Source organism: Metapseudomonas phytobenefica (genome assembly GCF_043392685.1).
In the GTDB taxonomy this organism is placed as follows: Bacteria; Pseudomonadota; Gammaproteobacteria; order Pseudomonadales; family Pseudomonadaceae; genus Metapseudomonas.
This window is the reverse complement of sequence record NZ_JBHZGM010000002.1, coordinates 51,860-76,441: the sequence shown is the minus strand read 5'-3', so window position 1 is coordinate 76,441 and position 24,582 is coordinate 51,860. Positions and strand designations below refer to the sequence as shown.

Sequence of the window (24,582 nt, the reverse complement as noted above, 5' to 3'; positions counted from 1 at the left end):
GCCTGCGCCAGCGTCCCCACGCAAAGAAGCCCGGGAACTTCCCGGGCTTCTTCGTTTGCCAGCGCACCGACTGCTCTCTATTGACGAAGGGCCGGCAGCAGGATCAGCGACCAGCCCGCCTCCGGCTCCTCCAGCACCAGCCGCCGGCCTTTCATCGGTGTCGGGTCCAGCAGCTTGGGCGCCAGGTCGCCGACCATCCAGTTCGCCGTGTTGGACGCGATGACCCGGCCATCGGCGGAGATCAGCACCGCTTCATTGTCCAGGCGCATGAGGCTGCGGATCAGCATCCGCTCGACGTTGTGCAGCGACAGGTCCAGCCCCGCCACGCCAATGAATCGCCCTTCAGCGATGATCGGCATGGTGAAGGTCAGCACGTACATATTGGTGCCGTAGAGGTCCACATAGGGGCCCTCGACGCTGCTGCTCAGCGAATCCCGCGGGCGACCGTACCAGGGCATGTTGGTGTAGTCGTAGAAGTTCTCCCGGCGCCGGTCGAAGTTCGGGCGCAGGGGCAGCGTCTTGCCGCCGTCGGCCAGGTACCACCATTCCAGGTGCATTTCGCGGTCGGCCAGACAGCCCGGCTCGACGATCACTCCGCCACCGCAACCGAATGCGCCGGTGGCCAGCAATTGCTCGTCGATCGCCGGACGCAGCTGCGCCAGATCCTTCGATGCCGGCTGGCGACCCTCTGCCAGCACACGTGTCCACAGCTCCACCGTCACATCCACCAGTTGCCGGACCTGGCCGAAGATGGTCCCGACCGTGCTGTTGAGTTGCTGGACACAAACAGCGAGGGGGTCGTTATCGCTCACGGCTGACATGGCATTTCCTCACGCAGGATCTTTTTACATTGTTGTAATCAACGCGCCTTGGCGCGCGCCGGAACGGCTCAGGCCGGCTCCTCGGTACCGGCCAGCAGTTCCAGGCGCAACGCCATCAGGCGCTTGATGCCACGACTCACATGGGCCTCGGCCAGGGCGCCCGCCAGTACCGCGTCGCCATTGACCAGCGCTTCGAGAATGGCGCGGTGTTCCTGTTCGATCACGCTCACGTCGCAGCCACCGGCCGCTTCCATCCACAAGAGCTCGCCGACTTCCGACTGCAGGCGCATCTCGGCATGGGTCAGGCGCAGCGACTGGGCGGCGGCGGCCACTTCGATATGGAATCGCGCATCGGCACGGTGCCGCGCCAGGCGCGTGGTGGCCTGCTTCAGCGATTCGATGTGCTGGGCGATGCGCGCCTGCTGCTCGCGGGAACTGCGCTGGGCAGCCAGGCGTGCCGCGGTGCCGGAAATCGCCATCTGCTCGTCGCCGAGGTCGCGCAGGTCCGGGCCGCTCATGTCCCGCAGGCGTTGCAGCAGCAGCGCTTCGGGCAACTCCACCGGCGCGCAGACGAAACTGCCGCCGTTGCGCCCCCGGCGAGTCTCGATCAGCCCGCGCTGGCGCAGCACCACCAGCGCCTCGCGCAGGGTCACCGTCGCCACGCCCAGCTGCAGGGCCAGCTCGCTTTCACTGGGCAACTGCTGGCCCTCGGCGAACAGTCCCAACTCGATTGCCTCCACCAGCCGGCGCGCCACCTCGTCGGTGCGGCCTTCCTGGCGCAGACGGATGAATGCGGTGCTGCGGGCAGTATTCAGGGCACTCAATCGACTCTCCCTAATTCCGTGTGTTCAACCAGGCCCTGGGGCAACGGGTTAAACGTTCAGTTCCGTATCTTATAGAGAATGAGTGGCAGCTGATACGGTCGCTACCCCCTCTATCCAGGCGCGGAAATCACGCTGGCGACCGATTATCGCCAGAACGGTTGGCAACCTTCAAACATTAAGATATGTTTTCATATGTTTAAGGCCTGAACCACAACGACAACACCCTCATAGGGACCCGCCATGCAAACGAACCTCCTGATCGACGGCCAGCTGGTCGCCGGTGAAGGCGCAAGCCACGCCGTGTACAACCCCTCCCTGGGCGAAGTGCTGGTCAACATCAACGAGGCCAGCAGCGCCCAGGTGGACGCCGCCGTAAAGGCCGCCGACCGTGCGTTCGACGCCTGGTCGCAAACCTCGCCGAAAGAACGCGCCGAACTGTTGCTGGTTCTGGCCGAGCGCATCGAGGTTGAGGCCGAAACCTTCGCCTCCCTCGAATCGCAGAACTGCGGCAAGCCGTTCCACGCCGCACTGAACGACGAAATTCCCGCGATTGCCGATGTGTTCCGCTACTTCGCCGGAGCCTGTCGCTGCATGAGCGGTTCCGCCGCCGGCGAGTACCTGCCCGGCCATACCTCGATGATCCGCCGCGACCCTCTGGGCGTGGTCGCCTCCATCGCGCCGTGGAACTATCCGCTGATGATGGTCGCCTGGAAGCTCGCGCCGGCCCTGGCCGCCGGCAACACCGTGGTGCTCAAGCCCTCCGAGCAGACCCCGCTGACCGCCTTGAAGCTGGCCGGAATCATCAATGAGATCTTCCCCGCCGGCGTGGTCAACATCCTCTTCGGCAAGGGCCCCAGCGTCGGCGAGCCCCTGGTCACTCACCCGAAGGTCCGCATGGTGTCGCTGACCGGCTCGGTCGCTACCGGCGCGCGCATCGTCGCCAACACCGCCAGCGGCGTGAAGCGCACCCACATGGAACTGGGTGGCAAGGCCCCGGTACTGATCTTCGAAGACGCCGATATCGACGCCGCCGTGGAAGGCATCCGCGCCTTCGGCTTCTACAACGCCGGGCAGGACTGCACTGCCGCCTGCCGCCTGTATGTGCAGGAGAGCGTCTATGAGCAATTCGTGCAGAAACTGGGCGAAGCCGTGGGCAGCATCCGCTACGGCCTGCAGGACGACCCGCAAACCGAACTCGGCCCGCTGATCACCCGCGATCACCTGGAGCGCGTGGAAGGCTTCGTCGAGCGCGCCAAGGCGCTGCCGCACATCCGCGTGATCACCGGCGGCAAGCGCGTGCCCGGCCCCGGCTACTTCTTCGAGCCGACCGTACTGGCCGACGCTCGCCAGGACGACGAGATCGTCCAGCGCGAGGTCTTCGGCCCGGTGGTCAGCGTCACCCCGTTCAAGGACGAAGCCCAGGCCCTGGCGTTCGCCAACGACTCCGACTACGGCCTGGCCTCCTCGGTCTGGACCTCGGACGTTGGCCGCGCCAGTCGCCTGGCCTCGCGCCTGCAATACGGCTGCACCTGGGTCAATACCCACTTCATGCTGGTCAGCGAAATGCCTCACGGCGGCATGAAGCAGTCGGGTTATGGCAAGGACATGTCCATGTACGGCCTGGAAGACTACACCTGCGTACGTCATGTGATGTTCAAGCACTGATAGCGGGCGTCATGCCGGGGTGAGCGCACCATTGAGGAGCACTCACCCCGACACCAGCGTTCATCCGACCCAATGCAACACTGCCTCTCCAGGCCTTTACGTTAATACATATAAAACAATAGGTAATATGGCATGAGTCCTGCTTTCTCTCCTGCCATCTTCCAGTGAGGTGTCACCATGCTTATCACCGGCATCAAGAGCCGTCCGGTCTATGACCGCCTGCAACCGATGGCGGGTGGCCTGCGCCACTTCGTCGTCGGCCAGGGCAGCGGCGGTGCGGCCATGCTGCGCCTGATCGGGGAGATGACCCCGGCCCAGCGCCAGGCCAGCACCCTGCTCTACTCCACCGAATCCTTCTCCGGACACAACCGCCTGGACGAGCTGCGCCAGCTGGAAGTCGGCAACCTGCAGGTGTTCGACAGCAACCGCGCGCTGATCGACGGCCTGCGCCAGCTGCTGGAAACCGCCCACATGGGCACCCGCCTGTACCTGAGCGGTTCGGAAAGCTTCATCGGCACCGCCATGCAGGTCGCCAACGCGGTGGACCTGAACCGCGACGAAGTGCTGCGCGAGCACAGCGGCACTCTGGTTCGCCGCGTCTGGTGTGCGCACTGCGACACCTACACCGAGAACGTCACCCATCGCGTATTCACCTGCCCCGGCTGCCAGCTGAACCTGGTTGTGCGCGACCACTATTCCCGCCGCCTGGCCGCCTTCCAGGGCATCAAGGCCGACGGTGAAGTCCCGGGCGAACTGCCACCTGCCGAGGAGCTGGATACATGAACACTCACAACGGAACCCTCAGCGTGCGGGTTGCACGCATCGAGACCCTCACTCCGGAAATCAAGCGTTTCACCCTGGTGGCCCTGGACGGCAAGCACCTGCCCGCGTTCTCCGGCGGCAGCCATGTGGTCGTGGTGATGGAAGATGGCGACAAGACCCATCGCAACGCCTATTCGCTGATGGGCTCGCCCTACGATTCCAGCGCCTACCAGATCGCCGTGCGTCGCGTCGAAGACGGCCGTGGCGGCTCGCGCTACCTGCATGACCGCGTGAGCGAAGGCGCAGTGCTGCAGATCCTCCAGCCGGCGAACCTCTTCCCGCTGGCCAAGCATGCTCGCCAGCACGTGTTCATCGCCGGCGGCGTGGGTATCACTCCGGTGTACTCGCAGATGGAAGAACTGCACATCAAGCAGGCCGACTTCGAGCTGCACCTGGCCGTGCGCGGTCCGGACCACGCCGCCCTGGGCCACGAGCTCAAGGCCCGCTACGGCGACCGCGTGCACCTCTACGTGGACGGCCAGGGCGCGCGGATGAATATCCGCCAGATCCTCGCCGAGCGTCCGCTGGGCAGCCACGTCTACGTCTGCGGCCCGGACGGCATGATCGACGACACCGTCGCCAGCGCCCACGCCCTGGGCTGGACCGACAGCCACATCCACTACGAGCGCTTCGTCGAGCAGGGCTCCACCGGCCAGCCGTTCAGCGTCACCCTGGCCCGCCAGGGCGTGACCATCGAGGTGCCGCCGGACCAGTCGATGCTCGAAGCCGCCGAACAGGCCGGCTACAAGCTGCCTTACCTGTGCCGCGGCGGTGCCTGCGGTTACTGCGAAGCCGAAGTACTGGAAGTCGACGGCGAACTGGACCACCGCGATGACTGGCTCAGCGAAGAGGACAAGCTGAGCAAGCGCAAGTTCATGCCGTGCGTATCCCGAGCCAACTGCAGCCGCCTGGTCGTAGACCTCTGAGACGAGAACAACAGCGATGACCGTTTTCAAGCCGATCGAAACCTATTCCGACGACTACACCTACAGCAACAGCCGTGAGGCCATCCTGCGCCTGCCCTTCCCGTACCCGGAAGACCAGTACATGTACTCGATGAACGTCGAGCCTCATGTCCCCTTCGGCCAGGGCGCGCTGCGTGCCCAGTTCGACATCGACGAGCACTACATCTCCGAGTGCCACCACCGTGCGCAAACCCTCGCCGCCCAGCCGGGCGTGCACTACGCCGCGCTGCCGCACATGATGGAAGCCCAGTGGGACCTGCTGGAGCTGCTGATGGAGTCGTACTCGCGGGACTTCCCCGAGCACTTCACCCTGGAGAAGAACGGCAGCCAGTGGCACTGGATCAACCGTCCGCTGCAGATCGACCAGACCTTCACCTTCGGCGACGCCAGCACCCTGCCGATGGAGCCGATGGAGTACATCACCCGTCAGGCCCAGGGCGAGTTCATCCTGCTCGAAGAGCGTGACGACACCCTGGTAATGGGCGCCGGCATGGCCACCCAGCGCGCCGACTATTCGCTGCGCTTCAATCTGGGCATGAGCTTCATGGAGTTCCATGGTCCGGTGCCGAAGCTGCACGAAATGGGCATCCTGCAGCGCGCACTGAAGTTCCTGCTGCGCCTGCGTCCGGGCCACCCGGTACGCCGCACCAACTGGTCGATCACCGTGAATCCGCGCCTGGAAACCTCCGCCGAGACCCTGCCGGACTGGGCACCGGACCGCACCATCGTCACCCCGGAGAACGCCGGCGACCTGGTCAACCTGCGTATCGAGCTGCAACCGCTGCACCGCCTGCCGCGCAGCAACGCTGTGCTGTTCCCGGTGCGCACCTACCTGGTCAGCCTCCGGCAACTGGCCGAGGCCGCACCGCAATGGGCCAAGCGCATGCACCGGGTGATCCGCGACCTTGACCAGGAACTGGTGGACTACAAGGGCTTCACCCGCTACCGCGATGCCATGGTCACCTGGCTGTCGCAGTACGACGACGGTACGCCCGTCGACGAGAGCCTCCAGCAATAAGTTTCCAAACCGTGGGCGCGCCATACTGGCGCGCCTTTTTGTATCGCCGTGCTTGCCAACCAGGGATAACCCCGATGAAAAAAACAATACGCAATGTCTTGCCCGAAAGCTGGAGTCTGGTGTTTTCCGCAGCGGCCGCCGCCTATGGCGTGGGTCTGCTCGGACTCTGGGCGCTACCGTTTCTGATCAGCGCGATCATCAACGACCTCAAACTCAACGAAGCCCAGGCCGGATTGCTGATGTCGGCCGAGTTCGGCTTCACCATGCTCGCCTCCCTGCTGGTGTCGCCCTTCATGGGCCGCGCTCCGCGTCGCACCCTGGCGCTGGGCGGCACCCTGCTGGCGGTCATCGCCAACCTGGTCAGTGCGCACATGACCGACCTCTACGCCCTGGGCGCCGTGCGCTGCGTGGCCGGCATCGGCGCGGGCCTGGCACTGGCCTGCGGCAACGCCTGCGTCGCCAGTGCGAAGCACCCGGACCGCATCGCCGGGCACATGAACGTCCTCTCGGTGGTGCTGATGATCGTGGTGATGCTCGGCTACGCCAAGGTCATGGCGGCGCACGGCCTGGCCGGGCTGTACTACGCGATGGCGGCCACCATGGCGGTGATGCTGCTGGCGATTCCCGTCATGGAACAGCATGCGCCGGTGGTCGAATCCACCGTCGCAGCCAAGGGCGGCTCGGGCAATGTCCTGCTGAGCCTGCCGGCCATCTGCATGATGCTGGCGATGTTCGTGTTCCAGGCCCGCGACACCATGGGCTGGGCCTTCGTCGAGCGCATCGGCACCATGGTCGGCTACAGCGGTGAAGAGCTGGGTGTGCTGCTGTCGTTCCAGTCCTTCGTCGGCCTGATAGGCCCGCTGCTGGCGGCGATGATCGGCAAGCGCTTTGGCCTCAGCACCCCGGTGATCCTGGCGATCCTGGCGACCGGTGCGACCAGCCTGTGCTACGTGCTCGGCGAGCATTCGAAGACCATGTACACCATGGGCGTGATGACCATCTGCATCACCTACTTCTATGCCCTGAGCTACCTGACCGGGCTGGCGGCGGCACTGGACCGCGAAGGCCGTATCGTGGCGGCGGCGAGCAGCTTCCTCAGCCTCGGCCTTGCCGTGGGTCCGGCGATTTCCGGTGGCCTGATCTCGCTGGGCGGACTCAGCCTTGCGGCCTGGGGCATCGCAGTGACCGTGGTGCTGACCCTGCTGCTGGTAATCCCTCCGCTGGCGAGCATTCGCCGGGAGCGTGCGCCGCTGAACCTGGCGATGGCCTGACCGGCCAGGTCTTGCCGGTGATGGGGTGCCTGGCACCCCATCACCTGCCCATCGGTACCCCCATTCGTCCGCTCATTCCATCCCCGCGTTCCCGGCAAATTTCTCCCGTCTACCCTCAGTTCATTGTCCAGCCCAGGGGAGCGATGCAATGAACAACGACGACCTTCCGGATATCGAGTTCAGCCTGGAACCCCTGGAATCCAGTGGCGATTCCACCCCGCCCAAGAGCAAGGCGGTGTTCAGGATCGATACCCGTAGCGGCAATGACCGCCGCAAGTCCGGCGATCGCCGCCAGACCATCCGCTTCGAGCAGGACCGCCGGCAAGGCGCCAGGCGGCGCGAAAGCCACGACCCCTGGGACGAAAACCGCGACTTCTGAGCCGCCTCAGGCGCCACCCCGCCCGCTGATATCGGTGGGCACCAGCCTCCTCGGCTTCCCGCCCTCCTCCCGGCCATTCGCCGTTCCATTCGCTCATGGCAGCGCCCCAATTGCGCCCGCCAGGGATTCCCGCACTCGCGCCAACACCAGGTTGCCGGCAGATCTGAACGATCTGCAGCGAACTCCGTACGTGCGGAATCCAGGGCAACGGCGCGGATGGCGACACTCTCCCCAACACGACGCACAACGCGCGGCAGCGGAGGAGATGACTTATCGGCAGCAAGCAGTGGATGGACTGAGCCCCCGGCGTGAGGGGTGCAACGCGACGACCCGCTCGTCACCACGCAGATCGCACACAGCCTGAACACAGCCCCATCAGCCGGGCGCCCCTTTGCCAGAACACGGGAAGCACAACCATGATCGCCACAACCATCACCCGCAACGACAACGCCGCAGCCAAGCCGTCAGCCGGCACCCGGATCACCGCCGTGGGCATCTACAGCCTCTACTTCGCCCTCGCCGTCATCTACTTCTGGTTCGGCGGCATGAAGTTCACCCAGTACGAAGCCGAGGGCCTGGTGCCGCTGGTGAGCAACAGCCCGCTGCTGGGCTGGGTCTATGAACTCTTCAGCGTGCGGGACTTCTCCAGCCTGCTTGGCGTCCTGGAGGTCTCCATCGGCCTGCTGATAGCCGGCCGGCTGTTGTCGCCGAAGCTGTCCCTGGTGGGCGGCGCGCTGTCCGCCGGGTTGTTCGTCACCACGCTGAGCTTCATGCTCTCCACCCCCGGCGCGTTCGAGCCCAGCCTCGGCTTCCCCGCCATCAGCGTGGCGCCCGGTCAGTTCCTGCTGAAGGACCTGGGTCTGCTCGCCGCCTCGATCTTCATCGCCGGCCACTCCCTGCTCCGCCTGGAAAACCACTGAAACGCCACCGGCAGGAAGGGCCTGGACGCCAGCAGGCGTTCAGGCCCTTTCCTCGTCCATCAGCCGGCCGGCCTCCTCCACGGATTTCAGCCAGCCCCGCGGGCTGCAACCGGTCTTGCGGCGAAAGGCCCGGGCCAGGGCGGAAGGGCTTTCGTAGCCCACCTCGTCGGCGATCAGCGCAATCGGGCGGCCCTCCCGCAGGCGCTTCTGCACCAGGCTGATCCGCCAGCTCAACAGATACTCCGCCGGCGTCTGGCCGACCACCGCGCGGAAATGCTCTGCATAGGCGGTGCGCGACATATTGGATTCGCCTGCCAGCTCCGCCACCGACCAGGGGTGCCGGGGCGTTTCGTGCATCCGCACCAGGGACCGGGAAAGACGTGGATCGGCCAACCCGGCCATCATCCCGCTGTTCAGCGCCTGGTGGTCCAGCAGATGACGCAGCAGCAGGATGATCAGCAGTTCGAACAGCCGGTCCAGCACCGCTTCCCGGCCGCAATGCCCGCCCGCCGCCTCACGGAACAGCCAATCCAGGGTCTCGGCCAGTTGCGGCAGCTCGTCGAGGGGCAGCACCAGCAGATCGGGCAGCGAAGCGGCGAGCGGGTTGCCGACGCCCCCATCGAAGGCCATGGAGGCGCAGAGCAGCCGAGCCCCCTCGGGCGATTCGGACAACAGTTGGTGGTGGCTGGGGCGAGGCAGGAAGATCAGGCTCGGCCGCTCCAGCGCAAGGTCGCTGCCCTTGGCACCACGCAGCCGCAGATGGCCCGCCTGCAACAGGTGGATATGGCCGCACTGGTCCGCGTCACCGTAGCTGGCCGTGCCGCACAGCCTGCCGCTGTAGAACATCCTGGCGCGCACGCCGAACTGCGCGAGCAAGGTGGACAGACGGTCCATAGGCCCCCCACGGCCGGCCAGAAAGAAGCGCAAGCATAGCACCGGCCACCCCGGCACCATGGGCGCGTTGCCGGAGCCGGGGGGACCTGCTAAAAGCGGGAACGCCATTCATGAAACAGATGCCACCATGAGCGAAAGTGAAAAATCGAATAGTCGCCTGTTCGACCTGGACCTGTTGCGGGCCATCGTCACGGTGGCCGACTGCGGCAGCTTCACCACCGCCGCGACGCGCCTGCATTCGACCCAATCCACCATCAGCCAGAAAATCCGCCGCCTGGAGGAAATGGCCGGGCATCGCCTGCTGGAGCGCGGCAACCGCGACGTGTTGCCCACCGATGCCGGCGAGACGCTGCTGGGCTATGCGCGGCGCCTGCTGGCGCTGAACGACGAGATGGTCGAGGCGCTCTCCGGCGCCACCGTGGCGCTGACAGTACGCATCGGCGTGCCGGATGACTTCGCCAGCGGACGCACCACCGAGCAGCTGGCAGCCTTCAACCGGCGCTACCCGCAGGTCAAGCTGGAGGTCACCAGCGGCCTCAGCCGCGACCTTTCCGCCAGCTACGACCGCGGCGAGCTGGACCTGGTACTGCTCAAGCAGCGCCAGAACAGCCGCGAGGCGGTGGCCTGCTGGCCGGAAAAGACCCGCTGGGTGGACAGCGCGCAAAACCCCTGCATCGACCTCGACCCGCTGCCCATCGTCACCTTCCCGCCGCGCGGGGTGTACCGCGACGAGATGATCGCCGCCCTGGAAGCCGTGGGCCGGCGCTGGCACATCAGCTTCACCAGTTCGAGCCTCTCCGGTATCCAGTCAGCCATCGCCGACGGCATGGGCATCGGACTGCTGCCGCTGCGCGCGGTGACGGCGGGCCACGCCGTGGTGCCGAAGAACGCCGGCCTGCCGTCGGTGGATGTGTTCGAGGTGGCGCTGCTGCACCGCCCGGCAGCGGACCCGATGGTGAAGGAGCTCGCTCGCGTGCTATCGCGGGTGCTGGCCCAGGACACACGGGGCTGAGCGGCCGCGATTTCACATTTGAAAACTGAATACGGCGGATTCCAACATTTAATTTGTGCATGAACTCATCGCTGGATATCGTGGTTTCCAGCGACGGCCAGCGCCCCCGGTGGCGCACCGATCTGCACGAATTGTTCGGCCTGGCGCCGCGCGTCAGGCAGCAAGACAACAATGAGGAAATCCCCCATGGCCAAATCCAGCTATTACGCGCCGCACGGCGGGCACCCGGCACAGACCGAGCTGCTCACCGATCGCGCGATGTTCACCGAAGCCTATGCCGTGATCCCCAAGGGCGTGATGCGTGACATCGTCACCAGCCACCTGCCCTTCTGGGACAACATGCGCATGTGGGTCATCGCCCGCCCGCTGTCCGGTTTCGCCGAAACCTTCTCCCAGTACATCGTCGAACTCGCCCCCAACGGCGGCAGCGACAAGCCTGAGCAAGACCCGAACGCCGAAGCCGTGCTGTTCGTGGTGGAAGGCGAACTGAGCCTGACCCTGCAGGGCCAGGTGCACAACATGCAGCCGGGTGGCTACGCCTTCATTCCGCCGGGCGCCGACTACAAGGTGCGCAACACCTCCGGCCAGCACACCCGCTTCCACTGGATTCGCAAGCACTACCAGAAAGTCGACGGCGTGCCGCTGCCGGAAGCCTTCGTCACCAACGAGCAGGACATCGAGCCGCTGGTGATGCCGGATACCGAAGGCCGCTGGAGCACCACCCGCTTCGTGGACATGAGCGACATGCGCCACGACATGCACGTGAACATCGTGAACTTCGAGCCGGGCGGCGTGATTCCCTTCGCTGAAACCCACGTGATGGAACACGGCCTGTACGTGCTGGAAGGCAAGGCGGTGTACCGCCTGAACCAGGACTGGGTCGAAGTGGAAGCCGGCGACTTCATGTGGCTGCGCGCCTTCTGCCCGCAGGCCTGCTACTCGGGCGGCCCCGGCCGCTTCCGCTACCTGCTGTACAAGGATGTGAACCGTCACATGCGCCTGACCCTGAACCAGCCGCACTGATGATTCACCTCAACGGGAGCCCCAGGGCTCCCGTTGTCGTTTCTGCCTTTCTGGGTGCGCCGTGCGCACCGATTCCAGGCTCGGCTTTAGCAAGGGTGGATCACGCTTTACCGATCCACCACCAGCGCTCGCCGACAACATCGCTGGTGGAAGTGAAAAGGGACTTCCACCCTGGCTGCTACCCGCCTCCTCTCTCGAACATCCTTGTGCGAAGGGCCGAGACCTGGAACCAGTTCACGTTTTCCAGCTGCGCCGCGCTCGTTCGTCGGCTTGCTCGCCGCGTTGCGGAACCGCCCGGTCACGCCATGGGTCGCACTGCCAGGCCTGGCCACAGGGTCAGGGAATCCAGCACAACAACAAGGAGGTTGAGCCAATGGCCGCCAACGATTTTCTACTCGGCCCGGTGCTGTCATTTCGCGGCGTCGGCAAGGACGGTACCTGGAAGGTGACGGCGCTCATCGGCATCCGGGAAGGCGCCGAGGTGCCGAAGCTGCGGGTGGAAGGCCGCGCCTGTACAGCGCCGACACAACTGCTGGTCATCCGGAAGGAGCGCTACCTGCGCTACGACCTCTCCTGCAAGGTGCGCAAGGATGAGCGCCGGGTCGAATACGGTGTCGAAGGCGGGCCGGTATGGCACTTCACCGTGCCGGGCAAGGACTTCGCCCCACGCATGGCCTATGTCTCCTGCAATGGCTTTTCCGACCCTTCCGGCATGCGCAGGCTGGTGCGTCCGGCCAATGCCGTGTGGGAAGACCTGCTGGTGAGCCACGACAGGCTGCTGCGCGGCAGGACGCTGCTGGACAAGGAGCAGCTGTGGCACGAGGTGCGCATCCACGACAAGGGTCTGCAACGCTTCCATGTGCTGCTGATGGGGGGCGACCAGATCTACTTCGACTCCATCTGGGAAGACATCCCCGAGCTCAAGCACTGGGTATCCCTCGCCCGCGCCGAGCAGCTGAATTTCAGCGTCTCCACCACCCTGGAGCGCAAGATCGAAGCCTATTACTTCACCCTGTATCGCCAGCGCTGGCTGTCGGAGAAGCGCCGGCCCTGGGGGATGGGCGAACCCAATCGCGATGCCGCCGACGCCCTTGCGCGGATTCCCACGGTGATGATGTGGGACGACCACGACATTTTCGACGGCTGGGGCTCCTACACAGCGGAAATGCAGCGCTCGCCGCTGTTCCAGACGCTTTTCCGCCACGCCCGCCGCGCCTTCTGGGTATTCCAGATGCAGCATGCCCTGGACGACCTGCCGGAACTGGTGGACGGCACGCCGCCGGGATTCTCCTCGCAGGACCCGATCCATGCGCCCATTGCCTGGAGCACGCAACTGAAGAAGGACGCGCTCGCCCTGCCCTTGCTGGATAACCAGCCCGGGTTCACCTCGGTGTTCCAGGCCGGCCCGCTGGCCCTGGTGGTCGCGGACCTGCGCACCGAACGCTCGCGCACCCAGGTGCTCGGCGCGTATACCTGGAAGCAGCTCAAGGACTGGCTGGGCAGGCTGGATACCACGCTCGCCCCCAAACATCCCGGCACTCGCTGCCAGCACCTGCTGTTCATGTCCTCGGTGCCCGTCGCCCATCCCAAGCTGGGCCTGGCCGAAGGCCTGCTGGACAACGTCGGCCAGGACCATGTGCTGGACAGCAGCGCCGATGACCTTCGGGACCACTGGTCCCACGACGACCACGAAGGCGAACGCAAACGCTTGCTGGAGGTGCTGTCGGAAACGGCGCGGCAGAAGCGCCTGCGGGTGTCACTGCTGTCCGGCGACGTCCACGTGGCCGCCTGGGGTACCGCCTACCGACGGGATCTGCCGGCCAGTGAAACCTGGGCGCAGATCCATCAGTTCACCTCATCGGCGGTGGTGCATCCGTCCCTGATGGGCGTGGCCGAGCGATTGTTCCTGGGTGTGCTCAATGCCAGCGCCAGGACGCCGCAAGCCATCGACGTGCAGTACAACGTGGAGATGATGCTGTTCCCCGGGCACAGCCAGTACGTGATGCCGGCACGCAACTGGCTAGCATTGGAGCTGGATGTGGGGAGCGACGAGGCGAAGCTGTGGGCAACCTGGCGTTGCGAGACGGAAACCGCCTTTTCCAACCACCTGCAGACGGTTCCGCCTGCGCGTCTGGGCTGATCAGGGAAAAGATCCGGGGCGCTCACTGCGCCCCGAACATGGCCGTCCAGTAGATGCCCGCATCGCTTTTCGGGTCCACCGCGTAGGCGGCGCCCAGCTCGCGGAACTGCGGGTTCATCAGGTTGGCGCAATGGCCGGGGCTGGCCAACCAGCCTTCCACCACCTTGCTGGCACTGTCCAGGCCGGCGGCGATGTTCTCGCCGATCAGCTGGGCGCTGTAGCCGGCCAGTTCGGCGCGATCGCCGGGGGTGCGGCCGTCGCGGTCCTTGTGGTCGAAGAAGTTCTGGTTGGCCATGGCGCGGGTATGTTCCTGGGCGGCGCCGGCGAGGGTGGCGTTCCAGGTCAGGGGCCCCGCGGCGGAGAAGGACTGCGAGCCGCACTGGCGCGCCTGGGTCCTGGCGGTGTTGATCTGCTCCAGCAACTTCTGCCCTTCCACCTGCCAGTCGCCCAGGCCACCGGCCAGCAGCGGCCGCGCCAGCACGATGCGCCAGTCAACGCCCTCGCGGCTGACACCGATATCGACGAACTGCGGGTCCAGCACCACCTGACAGAAGCTTTCCTGCAGAGCCTTCATGGCCACCTGCGCATCGCGCGGGCCGGAAAGGTTGACCGCCTGCACGTTGACCAGCGGATAGGCCGTGCGCGACAGCGCCTGCTGCAGGTCACCGATGCTGCCAGCCGGCAGGATCAGGCGCGGGTCGGGCTTGAGCGGAGGCAGCTCCATCGAAGCCTGGCCGGCGCAGGGCTGCGCCTGGCTGCGATAGGCATTGATGGACTCCACCAGTTGCGTCTCTTCACTGGCCACTGCGCTGCTGGCCAGAGCCACTCCCAGCGACAGCGCGGCAAGACGCAGAACGGATGACATGACCTCCATGAAAAACCTCCCTCGAACTGACTGCGCCCATGATGCGCGATTCCGCCCCATCCTGTGCACTTTCCGTGGCAATTGGCGGCGCTTGGGTCGCGCTCTTACCCCTTTTTATGTCCTGGATAAGGTCTTGTTGCCCATTGCCACGCTCCAGTTCTCCACCGCAGCTGAAGCTCAACCTTGTGGGGGCGATTTCAATCGCCAAGCAGCTCGAAGGGCTGCCCGTGGGAGGCACAGGGGGCAACTGCGTTGCCCTTCACGAATGAATTCGCCCCCACAGAAATCAGCTTGTCGGACACGCCATCAGCCCGGATGCGGTGACCTGAGGGGAAACGGACTCGCCCGACCCGCTTGCGTCAATGGCACTCGATTCGGTTGCGACCGCCCCGCTTGGCGCGGTACAGCGCCATGTCGCTGCGCGACAACGTGGTTTCGGTGTTCACATCCGAGGCATTGATGGCGGCGATGCCGACGCTGACGGCCAGCGGGATTCGTGCATCGGCGAGCAGCACGGGCGCATTGGCGAGTTCGCTCTGGATGCGCCGGGCAAAGGTCACGGCCTGGTCGATGCTGGCGTCGCTCAGCACCACCGCGAACTCCTCACCCCCCATCCGTCCTGCCGCGTCGGTCTTGCGCAGCTGCGAAGCGAGGACTGCCGCGAAATGCCGCAGCGCCTGGTCGCCCACGGAATGCCCCCAGCGGTCGTTGATCGCCTTGAAGTGGTCCAGGTCGAACATCAGGATCGTCGCGCGGTGGCCCGCGATGCGCTGAACCCGCGCCAGCTCGGCGCCGAGCTGCTGCATGAAGTGCCGGCGGTTGGACAACTGGGTCAGGGAATCCGTGGTGGCGAACACCTGCAGCTCGGCTTCGATCTGCTTGCGCTCGGTCACATCGGTGATGAAGCCGTGCCAGACCAGGCTGCCATCCTCTAGCTTGCGGGGACGCGCATCGCCCTGCCGCCAGCAGTCGCCTTGCCCAGGCAGCCGCACCCGGTATTCCAGGTGCCAGCGGGTCAGCGTGCGGGCGGATTCATCGAAGGACGCGCGGTATCGGCCCAGGTCGTCCGGGTGGATGATCCCCAGCAGCGCCTCCTCGTTGGTCGCCAGCTGTTCCGGGGTCAAGCCGTAGATCTCCCGAACCCCGGCACTGACATAGGTAAAGCAGGATCGGCCGTCCGCCAGGCGCCGATACTGGAAGGCCATTCCCGGAATCTCGTTGGTCAGGTCGGTCATTAGCGCGGCGGTCTGCTGCACCTGTTCAGACATCGAACGCATGGCGGTGATGTCGGTGGTCGTACCGATCATGCGCAGCGGCTTGCCGGCGGAATCCCGCTCGACCACCTTGCCGCGGCTGCACACCCACTTGTAACTGCCGTCCCTGCAGCGCAGGCGATGCTCGACCTCGTACGACTCGGTGCGTTGCTCGAAGTGGGCCTGGATGGTCGCCTTGACGTAGTCCAGATCCGCCGGATGGACGCGCGTGTAGCTTTCCTCGATGCGGTTGCCCACTTCGTCATCGGCGTAGCCCAGCAAGGCCTTCCAGCCGCTGGAATAGTAGATTTCGCCAGTGACCGCATTGCGGTCCCAGATGCCGGTGCCGCTGCCGGCGATGGCCAGGGCCATGCGTTCTTCGCTCATGCGCAGCACCGCCAGCTCCCGCTCGAGATGGGCGTCGGCCTGTTCCCGCGCCAGCAGGCCGGAGGCAATCCCGGCCAGCTCGCGGAGCACCTGCTGCTGGTTCAGGTCCAGCTCAAGGGGTTGATCGTGCAGCAGGCATAAGGTGCCGAATATCGCCCCGTCGGGAGCCAGCAGCGGGCAGGCGGCGAGAAAGCGCACATCGGGCGACGCCACCAGGTGGTGATCGCGGAAGCGCTCATCGCGATGGAGATCGGGCACCACGAGCACCGCGTCGGTGCGGCGCCAGGCAAGGTCGAGGGGATAGATTCCGGAAGCGCTGCCCAGGCTCAGGCCATCACAGGTCCGGACCTGCTGGCTCTCTCCGGCGCCGGTCGTCAGCAACGCGGCCATGACCCCGAAATGGCGCCGGGCCAGGCGGGTCAGACCATCGAATCGCTCGTCGTTGGCGCTCTCTGGTGCCTTGAGAGAATACAGCGGCTGCATGCGGACTCCGGTCGTGCCAGGACTTCGGACGACACCTGGCGATGATCGTTCTTGGGGATTGCAGTCTATCCGTAATGGCAATCTAACGTCACATCGCCCCGACAGCGGGCCTAGCGCGGATTTGCCATGTGCCCCCGGTTCAGCAGAAATGTTTTACCGCTTCTGCCAGATCCGCCGCTACCCAGGTCGAAGGCGCCCGTGCCTCGTCGCCCTCCCGGTACTTGCCCGTGCGCACCAGGCAGGCGGGCAGTCCGGCCTGCTGGGCCCCCAGGATGTCGGCCTCCACATCGTCGCCGATCATCAAGGTGGACGCCGCGCTGCTGCCCAGATCATCCAGCGCACTGGCGAAGAAGGCGGCGGAAGGCTTGCCCAGCACCAGCGCCGAGGTTCCCGCCGCGTATTCCAGCGCCCGCACGAAAGGGCCGGCGTCCAAGTGCAGGGCGCCCTGGCTGCGGAAGTAGCGGTTGTCGCCCATGCAGATCAGCGGTGCGCCGTCGACCAGCAACTGGAAGGCGCGGTCCAGGTGGGCATAGTCGAAGCGCAGCTCCGCATCGCCGAGTACCACAGCGTCGGGATCAGGCAGGTCCAGCAGGTCGGCGAACTCCTCCTCCAGACCGGGATGGATCAGGCAATACGGCCTCAGGCCCTGCTCCCGCACATGCCGCAGCACGGCCCTTGGCGCGGTGAATATCTGCTCGGGCTCCACGGCAAAGCCCATCGCCGTCAATTGCCGATGAAGCGCCGCCCGGCCCTGGCGCGAGGTATTGGTGATCAGGCGCAACGGCACGCCCCGCTCCTGCAGCAGGCGCACCGCTTGCAGCGCACCCGGTAGGGGCTGGGCGTCCACGTGCAACACGCCACTGATATCGAGCAGAACCGCCTGCAGCATGACCGTGTCGAACCTTCAGGTGGATGGGACGGAGTCCCGGCGAGCAGAGAATCCGTGCCTGAACAGTCTAGGCAGCCGCTCCCGCCCTATCCGCCCCATCCGTCCGCCCGGCACGATTCACTATGCTTTTGGGTAGCGACGGCGGCGGAGACCGTTGCCGTTGCGGTCGGCTGCTGAATCCACCTGGCAACCTGGGAGATACGGCCATGACCTTCCGACTTGGCTCCACCGCATTCAGCCACAACGAGACGATTCCCGCCCTGCACACCTGCGACGGCCGCAACCTCTCGCCGCCGCTGATCTGGACCGAACCGCCGGCGGGCACCCGCAGCCTGGTGCTGATAGTCGAAGACCCGGACGCTCCGGACCCCGACGCCCCGAAGATGACCTGGACCCACTGGGTGCTCTACAACCTGCCGCCCACCGCCGGCATCCTGCCCGAAGGCGTGCAGGACAACGCCCTGCCACCGGGCACCCTGCAAGGGTTGAACGACTGGCAGCGCACGGGATACGGCGGCCCCTGCCCACCGATCGGCAATCACCGCTACTTCCACCGGCTGTTCGCCCTGGACAAGGTGCTGCCCGACATGCGCCGCCCCACCAGGGCGATGCTGATCCACTCGATGGACGGACACATCCTCGCCCGGGCGGAGCTGATCGGCCGCTACCAGCGGCATCGCTAGGTTCGGCGGCCGTCACCATAAGGCCTTGTGGGGCGAATTCACTCGCGAAGCTCCCGTAGGTTGGTCCGAGGAACGAGGCCCAACGCTGCAGGGCGAGGCTGCTGCGTTGGGTTTCGCTCCGCTCGCGGAGCGCCGCCCGCGCCAACCTGCGAACGCCTCCAGTCAGGCGTCCCGACGAGCCAACTGGCAGCCGCCCCCATGGCCCCAGTAGAATCCGCGCCCACCTCCAATCCGAACCTGCGAGAAAGCCGACATGGGCGCCCAGTGGAAAGCCAAACCTAAAGAAGCCGCCGCCAACGCCCGAGGGAAGATCTTCGGCAAGCTGGTGAAAGAGATCATGATCGCCGCGCGCAACGGCGCCGATCCGGACATGAACCCCAAGCTGCGCCTGGCCGTGTATCAGGCCAGGAAAGCCTCCATGCCGAAGGACACCCTGGAGCGCGCCATCAAGAAAGGCGCGGGTCTTTCCGGCGAAGTGGTCAACTACGACCGCACCCTCTACGAAGGCTTCGCGCCGCACCGCGTGCCGGTGATCGTCGAGTGCCTGACCGATAACCTGAACCGCACCGTCGCCGAGGTGCGCGTGCTGTTCCGCAAGGGCCAGCTGGGCACCTCCGGCTCGGTGTCCTGGGACTTCGACCACCTGGGCATGATCGAGGCCGAACCGGCCAGCACCGACGCGGACGCTGAACTGGCTGCCATCGAAGCCGGCGCCCAGGACTTCGAAGCCGCCGAAGACGGCGCCACCCTGTTCTACACCGACCCCACCGACCTGGACGCCGTGTGCAAGGCCCTGCCGGAATTCGGTTTCACCGTGCAGTCGGCCAACCTGGGCTACAAGGCAAAGAACCCGGTCAGCCTGGCCGGTGCCGAGCTGGAGGAAGTGGAAGCCTTCCTCGAAGCCCTGGACAACCACGACGACGTGCAGAACGTCTATGTCGGCCTGCAAGCCAACTGAGCCCCGGAGCCGCCGGCAGTTCCACCAGGAACACGCCGAGCAGGCCCTTGCCGAAGCGTTGCGCCTGCTGGCGCAGCGCGAGGCCATGGGCCCGCGCTGGTTGGCCTGGGTCGCCACCGAGCTCTACCACCTCAAGCCGTCGGCATTCGCCAACATGGTGCGCCGCGAGCTGGAACGCCTGAGCACGGCGGACCGCCAGTTCGGCCAGGCCTCGAAAGAAGTGCATTGAGCGCACCGCGCCCGTAGGTTGCGGCTGAGCACGGCGAAGCCCAACGATGCGGGAACAGGGCCGATGCGCTGGGCCGCGCTTCGCTTGGCGCCAACCTACGATTGGGCCTGAACCGCCCGGCGCAGGCTGAAGCCCCAGCCCTGCTGCATGCCCAGCGCCGCGACGAGGATCGCCGCCACACCCAGCCACTGCAGCAGTTCAAGCTGCCGGCCGAAGGCGAACCAGTCGACGAAGATCGCCGCGATCGGGTAGATGAACGACAGCGCGCCGGTCATCGCGGTCGGCAGTTTCTGGATCGCGCCATAGAGCAGCACGTACATCACGCCGGTGTGAACCACGCCAAGGGTCAGCAGGATCGACCAGGTTTCGCTGCCCTGGGGCAGGCTCGACAGATTGGCCATGGGTGCCAGCAACAGCACACCGGTGCAGACCTGGATCAGCGCGATCAGGTGCGGCGGCACCCCGCCCAGCCATTTGATGATCAACGCGGCTATCGCATAGAGCAGCGCAGCCCCCAGCGCCAGGGCGATGCCCGCCAGGTAGTCGCTGCCGCCCTCGCCCTGCCCGCCGTGGGCGCTGACGATGGCCAGCATCCCGGTAAAAGACACCGCCAGCCAGCCGAGCTTGCGCGCGGTGATCCGCTCGCCGAGGAACAGCGCCGCCAGCCCCACCAGCATGAATGGCTGGACGTTGTAGATCGCCGTACCGATGGAGATGGACGCCCGCGAGTAGGAGGCGAACAGCAGCACCCAGTTGCCGACGATGGCCACGCCACTGAGTACCGCCAGGAGGAAGGTGGTGCGGGTCAGGATGCCGGGGCGCAGGAAGCCCATGAAAGCGCAGATGACCAAGAGGGTCGCCGCACCGAACAGGCAGCGCCAGAACACCACGTCCAGCACCGATTGCCCGCAGAGCATCACCAGCCAGCCGATGGTGCCGGAGATGAGCATGGCGGCGACCATTTCCAACGAACCGCGATGAATCGATTTGTTCATGATTGGGCTCCTCTGCATGGGGCACAGTATGACGAGCCAGATCAGGCCGATTCCATGCGAAAGCGAAGGCGACCAACCTCAACTACCTTTACTATCAAGGCATTTTCATCCATTCACCTAACGTGACAGCCATGACCGACGATATCGACCAGTTGCTGATTTCCGCGCTGATGGAAGACTCCCGCCGCTCCCTCAAGGCCCTGGCGCAGATCAGCGGCCTCTCCTCCCCCAGCGTGGCGGAACGCTTGCGCAAGCTGGAGGAGCGCGGCGTGCTCACCGGCTATACGGTGGAAGTGGACCCGAAGGCATTCGGCTACCAATTCCAGGCCATCGTCCGCATCCGCCCCCTGCCCGGCCAGCTGCAGGTGGTGGAACGCAAGATCCAGGACATTCCGGAGTTCACCGAATGCGACAAGGTGACCGGCGACGACTGCTTCATCGCCCGTCTGTGCGTACGCTCCATGGAGCAACTGGACACCCTGCTCGACCGCATCAACGTCCATGCCGAAACCAGCACCGCCATCGTCAAGAAGACGCCGGTGAAGCGCCGCCTGCCGCCGATGGCGTGAGCAGCCGGCCTGCGTGCCCCTGATATCACCCGCGCCGATGAACGGTATCAGCCAGGAAACGTCGCGGTGCAGCCGGCTCTGGAGTAAGGTCGCCCCATCCCGATAACAGAAGGCAGGTGGGCGATGGCAGCCCTGGACAACAACCCCACGCCGCAGGACGCGGCCAACAGCAAGAACGACGGCTCCGCGCCCATCGCGCGCAAGGCTGGCTCCCGTGGCGATGCCGCGGTGATCGCCACCCTGCTGCCGTACTTGCGGCCCTACGTGGGCCGCATCGCCCTGGCCCTTGGGCTGATAGTCGCGGCCAAGCTGGCCAACCTCTACGTACCCATTGCCCTCAAGCAGATCGTCGACCAGCTCAACGTCGAGCCCAGCCTGCTGGTGCTGCCGGTCGCCCTGCTGCTGGCCTATGGCGCTTCGCGCATCGGCGTCACCCTGTTCACCGAACTGCGCCAGGTGGTATTCGCCCGCGTGATGGCACGCGCCTCACGACAGATCACCTTGAAGGTGTTCCAGCACCTGCACGGGTTGAGCCTGAAGTTCCACCTCGGCCGCCGCACCGGCGGTGTCGCGCGGGACGTGGAGCGCGGCGGCAGCGCCATCTCCGACCTCCTGGACTGGACCCTCTACACCATAGTGCCGACCCTACTGGAGGTGCTGCTGGTCACCATCGTGCTGGTCTGGGCCTATGACTGGGGCTTCGCCTTCATCACCCTCGGCACCCTGGCGGCCTACGGCCTCTGGACCTTCGCCGTTACCGAATGGCGTACCCGCTACTACCGCGCGGCGGTGGAAGCGGACACCCGCGCCAACGAGCGCGCGGTGGACTCACTGCTCAACTACGAGACGGTGAAGTACTTCAACAACGAAGCCCACGAGGCGGCGCGCTACGACGAGAACCTGCGCTTCCTGGAGAACGCGCGGGTCAAGGCCACCAAGTCCCTGGCGCTGCTGAACCTGGGCCAGACCGCCATCGTCGCCATCGGCGTCACCGCGATGATGTGGCGCGCGGCTGCCGGCGTGGTGGCCGGCGAGCTGACCATCGGCGACCTGGTGCTGGTGAACACCTACCTGCTGCAACTCTCCGCGCCGCTGTTCATGCTGGGGATGATGTACCGCGAGGTGAAACAGGCGCTGACCAACATGGAGCGGCTGTTCGGCCTGCTGGACGAACGCCAGGACGTACAGGACGCTCCCGGCGCCATCGCGCTGCAGACCAGCCGCCCGCGCGTGCGCTTCGAAAACGTGCACTTCGGCTATGACCCGCGCCGGGAAATCCTCCACGGCGTGGACTTCGAGATCCCCCCGGGGGGCACGGTGGCAGTGGTCGGCCATTCCGGCTCGGGCAAATCCACCCTCGCCCGCCTGCTCTACCGCTTCTACGACGTCGACGCCGGGCACATCCGCATCGACGGCAAGGACCTGCGCGAGCTGACCCAGAATTCAGTGCGCAGCGCCATCGGCATCGTTCCCCAGGACACCGTGCTGTTCAACGACACCATCTACTACAACATCAGCTACGGCCGCCCCGAGGCCAGCCGCGAGGAGGTGGAAGCCGCCGCCCGCGCCGCGCATATCCACGACTTCATCCTGCGCCTGCCCGATGGCTACGAAACCCAGGTTGGCGAGCGCGGCCTCAAACTCTCCGGCGGCGAGAAGCAGCGCGTGGCCATCGCCCGCGCCCTGCTGAAGAACCCGGCCATCCTGATCTTCGACGAAGCCACCTCGGCGCTGGACTCCAAGTCGGAGAAGGCCATCCAGACTGCCCTGGACCGCATCCAGGTCGGCCGCACCACCCTGGTCATCGCCCATCGCCTGTCCACCGTGATGGACGCCGACCAGATCCTCGTGCTCGACGCCGGCCGCGTGCTCGAAAAAGGCACCCACCGCGAATTGCTCGAAGCCGGCGGCACCTACGCGCAGATGTGGCTACTCCAGCAGCAGGAACCCGAGATGGCAGGCTCGCCCCAGAGCTGACTGGGGAAGTGAAGGGGCTGGACATCATCCCGGTGCAATGGGCGATTCCACGCCCCTGGCCTGCGTTAATATATTAACTTTCGTCCCTCAGCGATCTCCTGATGCCATCCCATCCATCGTCCCGCCGCTGGCCCTCCTCCCTCCGCGCCCTGCGTCACCCCAACTTCCGTCTCTACTTTGCCGGCCAGGCGGTATCCACCCTGGGTAGCTGGCTGCAACAGGTCGCCCTCGCCTGGCTGATCTACCGCCTCAGCGGCTCGGCGGCACTGCTCGGCGTCACCACGTTTGCGTCGCTGCTTCCGCAGTTACTGGTGGGACCGCTGGCGGGCGCCTGGATTGACCGGCATGACAAGCGCCGCCTGCTGATCGGCGTACAAGGGCTGCTCGGCCTGCAGGCCATTACCTTGGCCGCACTCACGTTCAGCGACCTGATCGGCCCGTCGCTGATCGTGACCATGGCCGCACTGCTGGGCATCCTCAACGCTTTCGATACCCCGCTGCGACAGTCACTGTTGAGCCAGTTCGTCAGCGGCAAGGAGGACCTGCCCAACGCCCTGGCGCTCAATGCCATGCTGTTCAACAGTTCGCGCTTCGTGGGACCACCCCTGGCCGGCCTGCTGCTGGGACTCACCAGCGAAGCGGCCTGCTTCGCCCTCAATGCCCTCTCCTATCTGGGGCTGGCTGCGGGGCTGCTGGTGATTCGCATGGCGCCCACGCCCCGAGCTGCGGGCTCCACCGGGGACGTGTTCCGGGAAGGGCTGGCCTATGTCGCCGGCAAGCCGGCCATCCGCCTGATGATACTCAGCGTACTGGTGGTCAACCTCACCGCCTCCAGCTATGCCGTTCTGCTGCCGGTCTTCGCCAAGGACATCTTCAATGGTGACGCACGGACACTCGGCTGGCTCTGGGGGGCGGCAGGCCTGGGCTCATTGCTGGGCACACTGTTCCTCGCCAATCGCCACGCACTGCACAGCCTGGTCACGAGCATCATGGCCTGCGCCCTGGCCGGAGGCGCGGGCTTGCTCGCCTTCGCCGTCAGCGAGCAGTTGGCCCTCTCTCTGTTGGCCATGGCCGTGCTCGGCTTCGCCATCACCAACTGCAACGTCGGCACCAACATCCTCTTGCAGAGCCTGGCCCCGGAGCGCCTGCGGGGCCGCGTGGTCTCGCTCTACACCTCGACACGGTTTGGCTTCGACGCCATCGGCGGGCTACTGGCAGGCGTACTTGCCGAACGCTTCGGCGCTCCTGCCGCCATGACCTGCGCCGGCGTGCTACTGCTCGGTTACTGTGCCTGGCTGCTTCCGCGCCAGCGCCTGCTGGGCCGGGATATAGCCGCGAGCAGCGAGAGCCTGCGCTGACCCTATCTCGCATCTGAAAGTCGCCCCCAGAAATTCTGGTCCCCAGTTGCGGTTTGCATTGGACTTCGCCGCGCGCAGCCCAACCTGCGAGGTGTTCCGGGCACGCAGGTTGTGGCCAGGCGCAGCGCAGCCCAACGACGGAGTCGACCTGGGCTGCGCTGCGCCGTGCGGCAGGGGCGCCG

Annotated in this window: 23 protein-coding genes; 16 read left to right on the top strand and 7 right to left on the bottom strand. The window is 65.8% G+C overall.

Translation table 11 applies throughout. The features are described 5' to 3' along the window. Positions 1-77: 77 nt before the first annotated feature. Complete coding sequence (locus tag ACFW0B_RS02445; protein WP_449146368.1) at positions 78-821, bottom strand: cache domain-containing protein; 744 nt, start codon at positions 819-821, stop codon at positions 78-80. A gap of 68 nt (positions 822-889) precedes the next feature. After that, positions 890-1,645, bottom strand: a complete 756-nt coding sequence (locus tag ACFW0B_RS02440) for a FadR/GntR family transcriptional regulator (protein ID WP_449146367.1) — start codon at positions 1,643-1,645, stop codon at positions 890-892. A 240-nt stretch (positions 1,646-1,885) separates the two neighbouring features. Between ACFW0B_RS02440 and ACFW0B_RS02435 the strand changes: the two genes are divergently transcribed. From ACFW0B_RS02435 to ACFW0B_RS02405, 7 genes are all read left to right on the top strand, one after another. After that, the gene (locus ACFW0B_RS02435; RefSeq protein WP_449146366.1) at positions 1,886-3,310 is read left to right on the top strand and encodes a gamma-aminobutyraldehyde dehydrogenase; all 1,425 of its coding nucleotides are present in this window, start codon (positions 1,886-1,888) and stop codon (positions 3,308-3,310) included. Positions 3,311-3,487: 177 nt separating this feature from the next. Continuing rightward, a complete protein-coding gene (locus tag ACFW0B_RS02430; RefSeq protein ID WP_449146365.1) occupies positions 3,488-4,093 on the top strand; it encodes a dimethylamine monooxygenase subunit DmmA family protein in 606 nt (201 codons plus the stop codon). After that, complete coding sequence (locus tag ACFW0B_RS02425; RefSeq protein WP_449146364.1) at positions 4,090-5,058, top strand: PDR/VanB family oxidoreductase; 969 nt, start codon at positions 4,090-4,092, stop codon at positions 5,056-5,058. The genes ACFW0B_RS02430 and ACFW0B_RS02425 overlap by 4 nt, the downstream gene beginning before the upstream one ends. Positions 5,059-5,074: 16 nt before the next feature. Continuing rightward, positions 5,075-6,115, top strand: a complete 1,041-nt coding sequence (locus ACFW0B_RS02420; RefSeq protein WP_449146363.1) for a heme-dependent oxidative N-demethylase family protein — start codon at positions 5,075-5,077, stop codon at positions 6,113-6,115. A 74-nt stretch (positions 6,116-6,189) separates the two neighbouring features. Beyond that, positions 6,190-7,386, top strand: a complete 1,197-nt coding sequence (locus ACFW0B_RS02415; RefSeq protein ID WP_449146362.1) for an MFS transporter — start codon at positions 6,190-6,192, stop codon at positions 7,384-7,386. Positions 7,387-7,534: 148 nt separating this feature from the next. Beyond that, the gene (locus ACFW0B_RS02410; protein ID WP_449146361.1) at positions 7,535-7,765 is read left to right on the top strand and encodes a hypothetical protein; all 231 of its coding nucleotides are present in this window, start codon (positions 7,535-7,537) and stop codon (positions 7,763-7,765) included. Positions 7,766-8,181: 416 nt separating this feature from the next. Beyond that, complete coding sequence (locus ACFW0B_RS02405; RefSeq protein ID WP_449146360.1) at positions 8,182-8,685, top strand: YkgB family protein; 504 nt, start codon at positions 8,182-8,184, stop codon at positions 8,683-8,685. Positions 8,686-8,724: 39 nt separating this feature from the next. Here the strand turns inward: ACFW0B_RS02405 and ACFW0B_RS02400 are convergent, their stop codons facing one another. Then, positions 8,725-9,579: an AraC family transcriptional regulator gene (locus ACFW0B_RS02400; protein WP_449146359.1), complete on the bottom strand. Its 855-nt coding sequence runs from the start codon at positions 9,577-9,579 to the stop codon at positions 8,725-8,727. 127 nt (positions 9,580-9,706) lie between these two features. Between ACFW0B_RS02400 and ACFW0B_RS02395 the strand changes: the two genes are divergently transcribed. The 3 genes from ACFW0B_RS02395 to ACFW0B_RS02385 all read left to right on the top strand — a co-directional run bounded on the left by ACFW0B_RS02395 (position 9,707) and on the right by ACFW0B_RS02385 (position 13,754). Further along, on the top strand, positions 9,707-10,591 hold the full coding sequence (locus ACFW0B_RS02395; protein ID WP_449146358.1) for a LysR family transcriptional regulator: 885 nt from the start codon (positions 9,707-9,709) through the stop codon (positions 10,589-10,591). A 186-nt stretch (positions 10,592-10,777) separates the two neighbouring features. Beyond that, complete coding sequence (locus ACFW0B_RS02390; RefSeq protein ID WP_449146357.1) at positions 10,778-11,614, top strand: bifunctional allantoicase/(S)-ureidoglycine aminohydrolase; 837 nt, start codon at positions 10,778-10,780, stop codon at positions 11,612-11,614. Positions 11,615-11,987: 373 nt separating this feature from the next. Continuing rightward, entirely contained in the window at positions 11,988-13,754 is a 1,767-nt protein-coding gene (locus ACFW0B_RS02385; RefSeq protein ID WP_449146356.1) for an alkaline phosphatase D family protein, read from the top strand. Positions 13,755-13,776: 22 nt separating this feature from the next. On the opposite strand, the gene ACFW0B_RS02380 is transcribed toward ACFW0B_RS02385, so the two are convergent. The 3 genes from ACFW0B_RS02380 to ACFW0B_RS02370 all read right to left on the bottom strand — a co-directional run bounded on the left by ACFW0B_RS02380 (position 13,777) and on the right by ACFW0B_RS02370 (position 17,631). After that, the gene (locus ACFW0B_RS02380) at positions 13,777-14,628 is read right to left on the bottom strand and encodes a CAP domain-containing protein (protein WP_449146355.1); all 852 of its coding nucleotides are present in this window, start codon (positions 14,626-14,628) and stop codon (positions 13,777-13,779) included. A 350-nt stretch (positions 14,629-14,978) separates the two neighbouring features. Then, positions 14,979-16,742 carry a diguanylate cyclase gene (locus tag ACFW0B_RS02375; protein ID WP_449146354.1) on the bottom strand — a complete coding sequence of 588 codons (1,764 nt, stop codon included), beginning with the start codon at positions 16,740-16,742 and terminating at the stop codon, positions 14,979-14,981. 139 nt (positions 16,743-16,881) lie between these two features. After that, positions 16,882-17,631, bottom strand: coding sequence for a TIGR01458 family HAD-type hydrolase (locus ACFW0B_RS02370; RefSeq protein ID WP_449146353.1), 750 nt, complete (start codon positions 17,629-17,631; stop codon positions 16,882-16,884). Positions 17,632-17,837: 206 nt separating this feature from the next. Between ACFW0B_RS02370 and ACFW0B_RS02365 the strand changes: the two genes are divergently transcribed. The 3 genes from ACFW0B_RS02365 to ACFW0B_RS02355 all read left to right on the top strand — a co-directional run bounded on the left by ACFW0B_RS02365 (position 17,838) and on the right by ACFW0B_RS02355 (position 19,501). After that, entirely contained in the window at positions 17,838-18,314 is a 477-nt protein-coding gene (locus tag ACFW0B_RS02365) for a YbhB/YbcL family Raf kinase inhibitor-like protein (RefSeq protein WP_449146352.1), read from the top strand. A 253-nt stretch (positions 18,315-18,567) separates the two neighbouring features. Further along, entirely contained in the window at positions 18,568-19,272 is a 705-nt protein-coding gene (locus tag ACFW0B_RS02360) for a YebC/PmpR family DNA-binding transcriptional regulator (protein WP_449146351.1), read from the top strand. Continuing rightward, positions 19,250-19,501 (top strand): hypothetical protein, encoded by a 252-nt coding sequence (locus ACFW0B_RS02355; RefSeq protein ID WP_449146350.1) that lies wholly within the window; start codon positions 19,250-19,252, stop codon positions 19,499-19,501. Before ACFW0B_RS02360 ends, ACFW0B_RS02355 begins: the two co-directional genes overlap by 23 nt. 95 nt (positions 19,502-19,596) lie before the next feature. On the opposite strand, the gene ACFW0B_RS02350 is transcribed toward ACFW0B_RS02355, so the two are convergent. Continuing rightward, positions 19,597-20,496 (bottom strand): DMT family transporter, encoded by a 900-nt coding sequence (locus ACFW0B_RS02350; protein WP_449146349.1) that lies wholly within the window; start codon positions 20,494-20,496, stop codon positions 19,597-19,599. Positions 20,497-20,627: 131 nt separating this feature from the next. On the opposite strand from ACFW0B_RS02350, the gene ACFW0B_RS02345 reads away from it, so the two are divergent. From ACFW0B_RS02345 to ACFW0B_RS02335, 3 genes are all read left to right on the top strand, one after another. Beyond that, the gene (locus ACFW0B_RS02345) at positions 20,628-21,065 is read left to right on the top strand and encodes an Lrp/AsnC family transcriptional regulator (protein WP_449146348.1); all 438 of its coding nucleotides are present in this window, start codon (positions 20,628-20,630) and stop codon (positions 21,063-21,065) included. Positions 21,066-21,188: 123 nt separating this feature from the next. Further along, positions 21,189-23,042 carry an ABCB family ABC transporter ATP-binding protein/permease gene (locus ACFW0B_RS02340; protein ID WP_449146347.1) on the top strand — a complete coding sequence of 618 codons (1,854 nt, stop codon included), beginning with the start codon at positions 21,189-21,191 and terminating at the stop codon, positions 23,040-23,042. 101 nt (positions 23,043-23,143) lie between these two features. Next, entirely contained in the window at positions 23,144-24,400 is a 1,257-nt protein-coding gene (locus tag ACFW0B_RS02335; RefSeq protein WP_449146346.1) for an MFS transporter, read from the top strand. Positions 24,401-24,582 lie beyond the last annotated feature (182 nt).

Coding starts and splice junctions, on each gene's coding strand:
- ACFW0B_RS02360 (WP_449146351.1), top strand. CDS start 18,568: ATGGGCGCCCAGTGGAAAGCCAAACCTAAAGAAGCCGCCGCCAACGCC.
- ACFW0B_RS02425 (WP_449146364.1), top strand. CDS start 4,090: ATGAACACTCACAACGGAACCCTCAGCGTGCGGGTTGCACGCATCGAG.
- ACFW0B_RS02415 (WP_449146362.1), top strand. CDS start 6,190: ATGAAAAAAACAATACGCAATGTCTTGCCCGAAAGCTGGAGTCTGGTG.
- ACFW0B_RS02350 (WP_449146349.1), bottom strand. CDS start 20,496: ATGAACAAATCGATTCATCGCGGTTCGTTGGAAATGGTCGCCGCCATG.
- ACFW0B_RS02370 (WP_449146353.1), bottom strand. CDS start 17,631: ATGCTGCAGGCGGTTCTGCTCGATATCAGTGGCGTGTTGCACGTGGAC.
- ACFW0B_RS02435 (WP_449146366.1), top strand. CDS start 1,886: ATGCAAACGAACCTCCTGATCGACGGCCAGCTGGTCGCCGGTGAAGGC.
- ACFW0B_RS02420 (WP_449146363.1), top strand. CDS start 5,075: ATGACCGTTTTCAAGCCGATCGAAACCTATTCCGACGACTACACCTAC.
- ACFW0B_RS02390 (WP_449146357.1), top strand. CDS start 10,778: ATGGCCAAATCCAGCTATTACGCGCCGCACGGCGGGCACCCGGCACAG.
- ACFW0B_RS02335 (WP_449146346.1), top strand. CDS start 23,144: ATGCCATCCCATCCATCGTCCCGCCGCTGGCCCTCCTCCCTCCGCGCC.
- ACFW0B_RS02340 (WP_449146347.1), top strand. CDS start 21,189: ATGGCAGCCCTGGACAACAACCCCACGCCGCAGGACGCGGCCAACAGC.
- ACFW0B_RS02355 (WP_449146350.1), top strand. CDS start 19,250: ATGTCGGCCTGCAAGCCAACTGAGCCCCGGAGCCGCCGGCAGTTCCAC.
- ACFW0B_RS02430 (WP_449146365.1), top strand. CDS start 3,488: ATGCTTATCACCGGCATCAAGAGCCGTCCGGTCTATGACCGCCTGCAA.
- ACFW0B_RS02405 (WP_449146360.1), top strand. CDS start 8,182: ATGATCGCCACAACCATCACCCGCAACGACAACGCCGCAGCCAAGCCG.
- ACFW0B_RS02380 (WP_449146355.1), bottom strand. CDS start 14,628: ATGGAGGTCATGTCATCCGTTCTGCGTCTTGCCGCGCTGTCGCTGGGA.
- ACFW0B_RS02375 (WP_449146354.1), bottom strand. CDS start 16,742: ATGCAGCCGCTGTATTCTCTCAAGGCACCAGAGAGCGCCAACGACGAG.
- ACFW0B_RS02400 (WP_449146359.1), bottom strand. CDS start 9,579: ATGGACCGTCTGTCCACCTTGCTCGCGCAGTTCGGCGTGCGCGCCAGG.
- ACFW0B_RS02385 (WP_449146356.1), top strand. CDS start 11,988: ATGGCCGCCAACGATTTTCTACTCGGCCCGGTGCTGTCATTTCGCGGC.
- ACFW0B_RS02395 (WP_449146358.1), top strand. CDS start 9,707: ATGAGCGAAAGTGAAAAATCGAATAGTCGCCTGTTCGACCTGGACCTG.
- ACFW0B_RS02445 (WP_449146368.1), bottom strand. CDS start 821: ATGTCAGCCGTGAGCGATAACGACCCCCTCGCTGTTTGTGTCCAGCAA.
- ACFW0B_RS02345 (WP_449146348.1), top strand. CDS start 20,628: ATGACCGACGATATCGACCAGTTGCTGATTTCCGCGCTGATGGAAGAC.
- ACFW0B_RS02410 (WP_449146361.1), top strand. CDS start 7,535: ATGAACAACGACGACCTTCCGGATATCGAGTTCAGCCTGGAACCCCTG.
- ACFW0B_RS02365 (WP_449146352.1), top strand. CDS start 17,838: ATGACCTTCCGACTTGGCTCCACCGCATTCAGCCACAACGAGACGATT.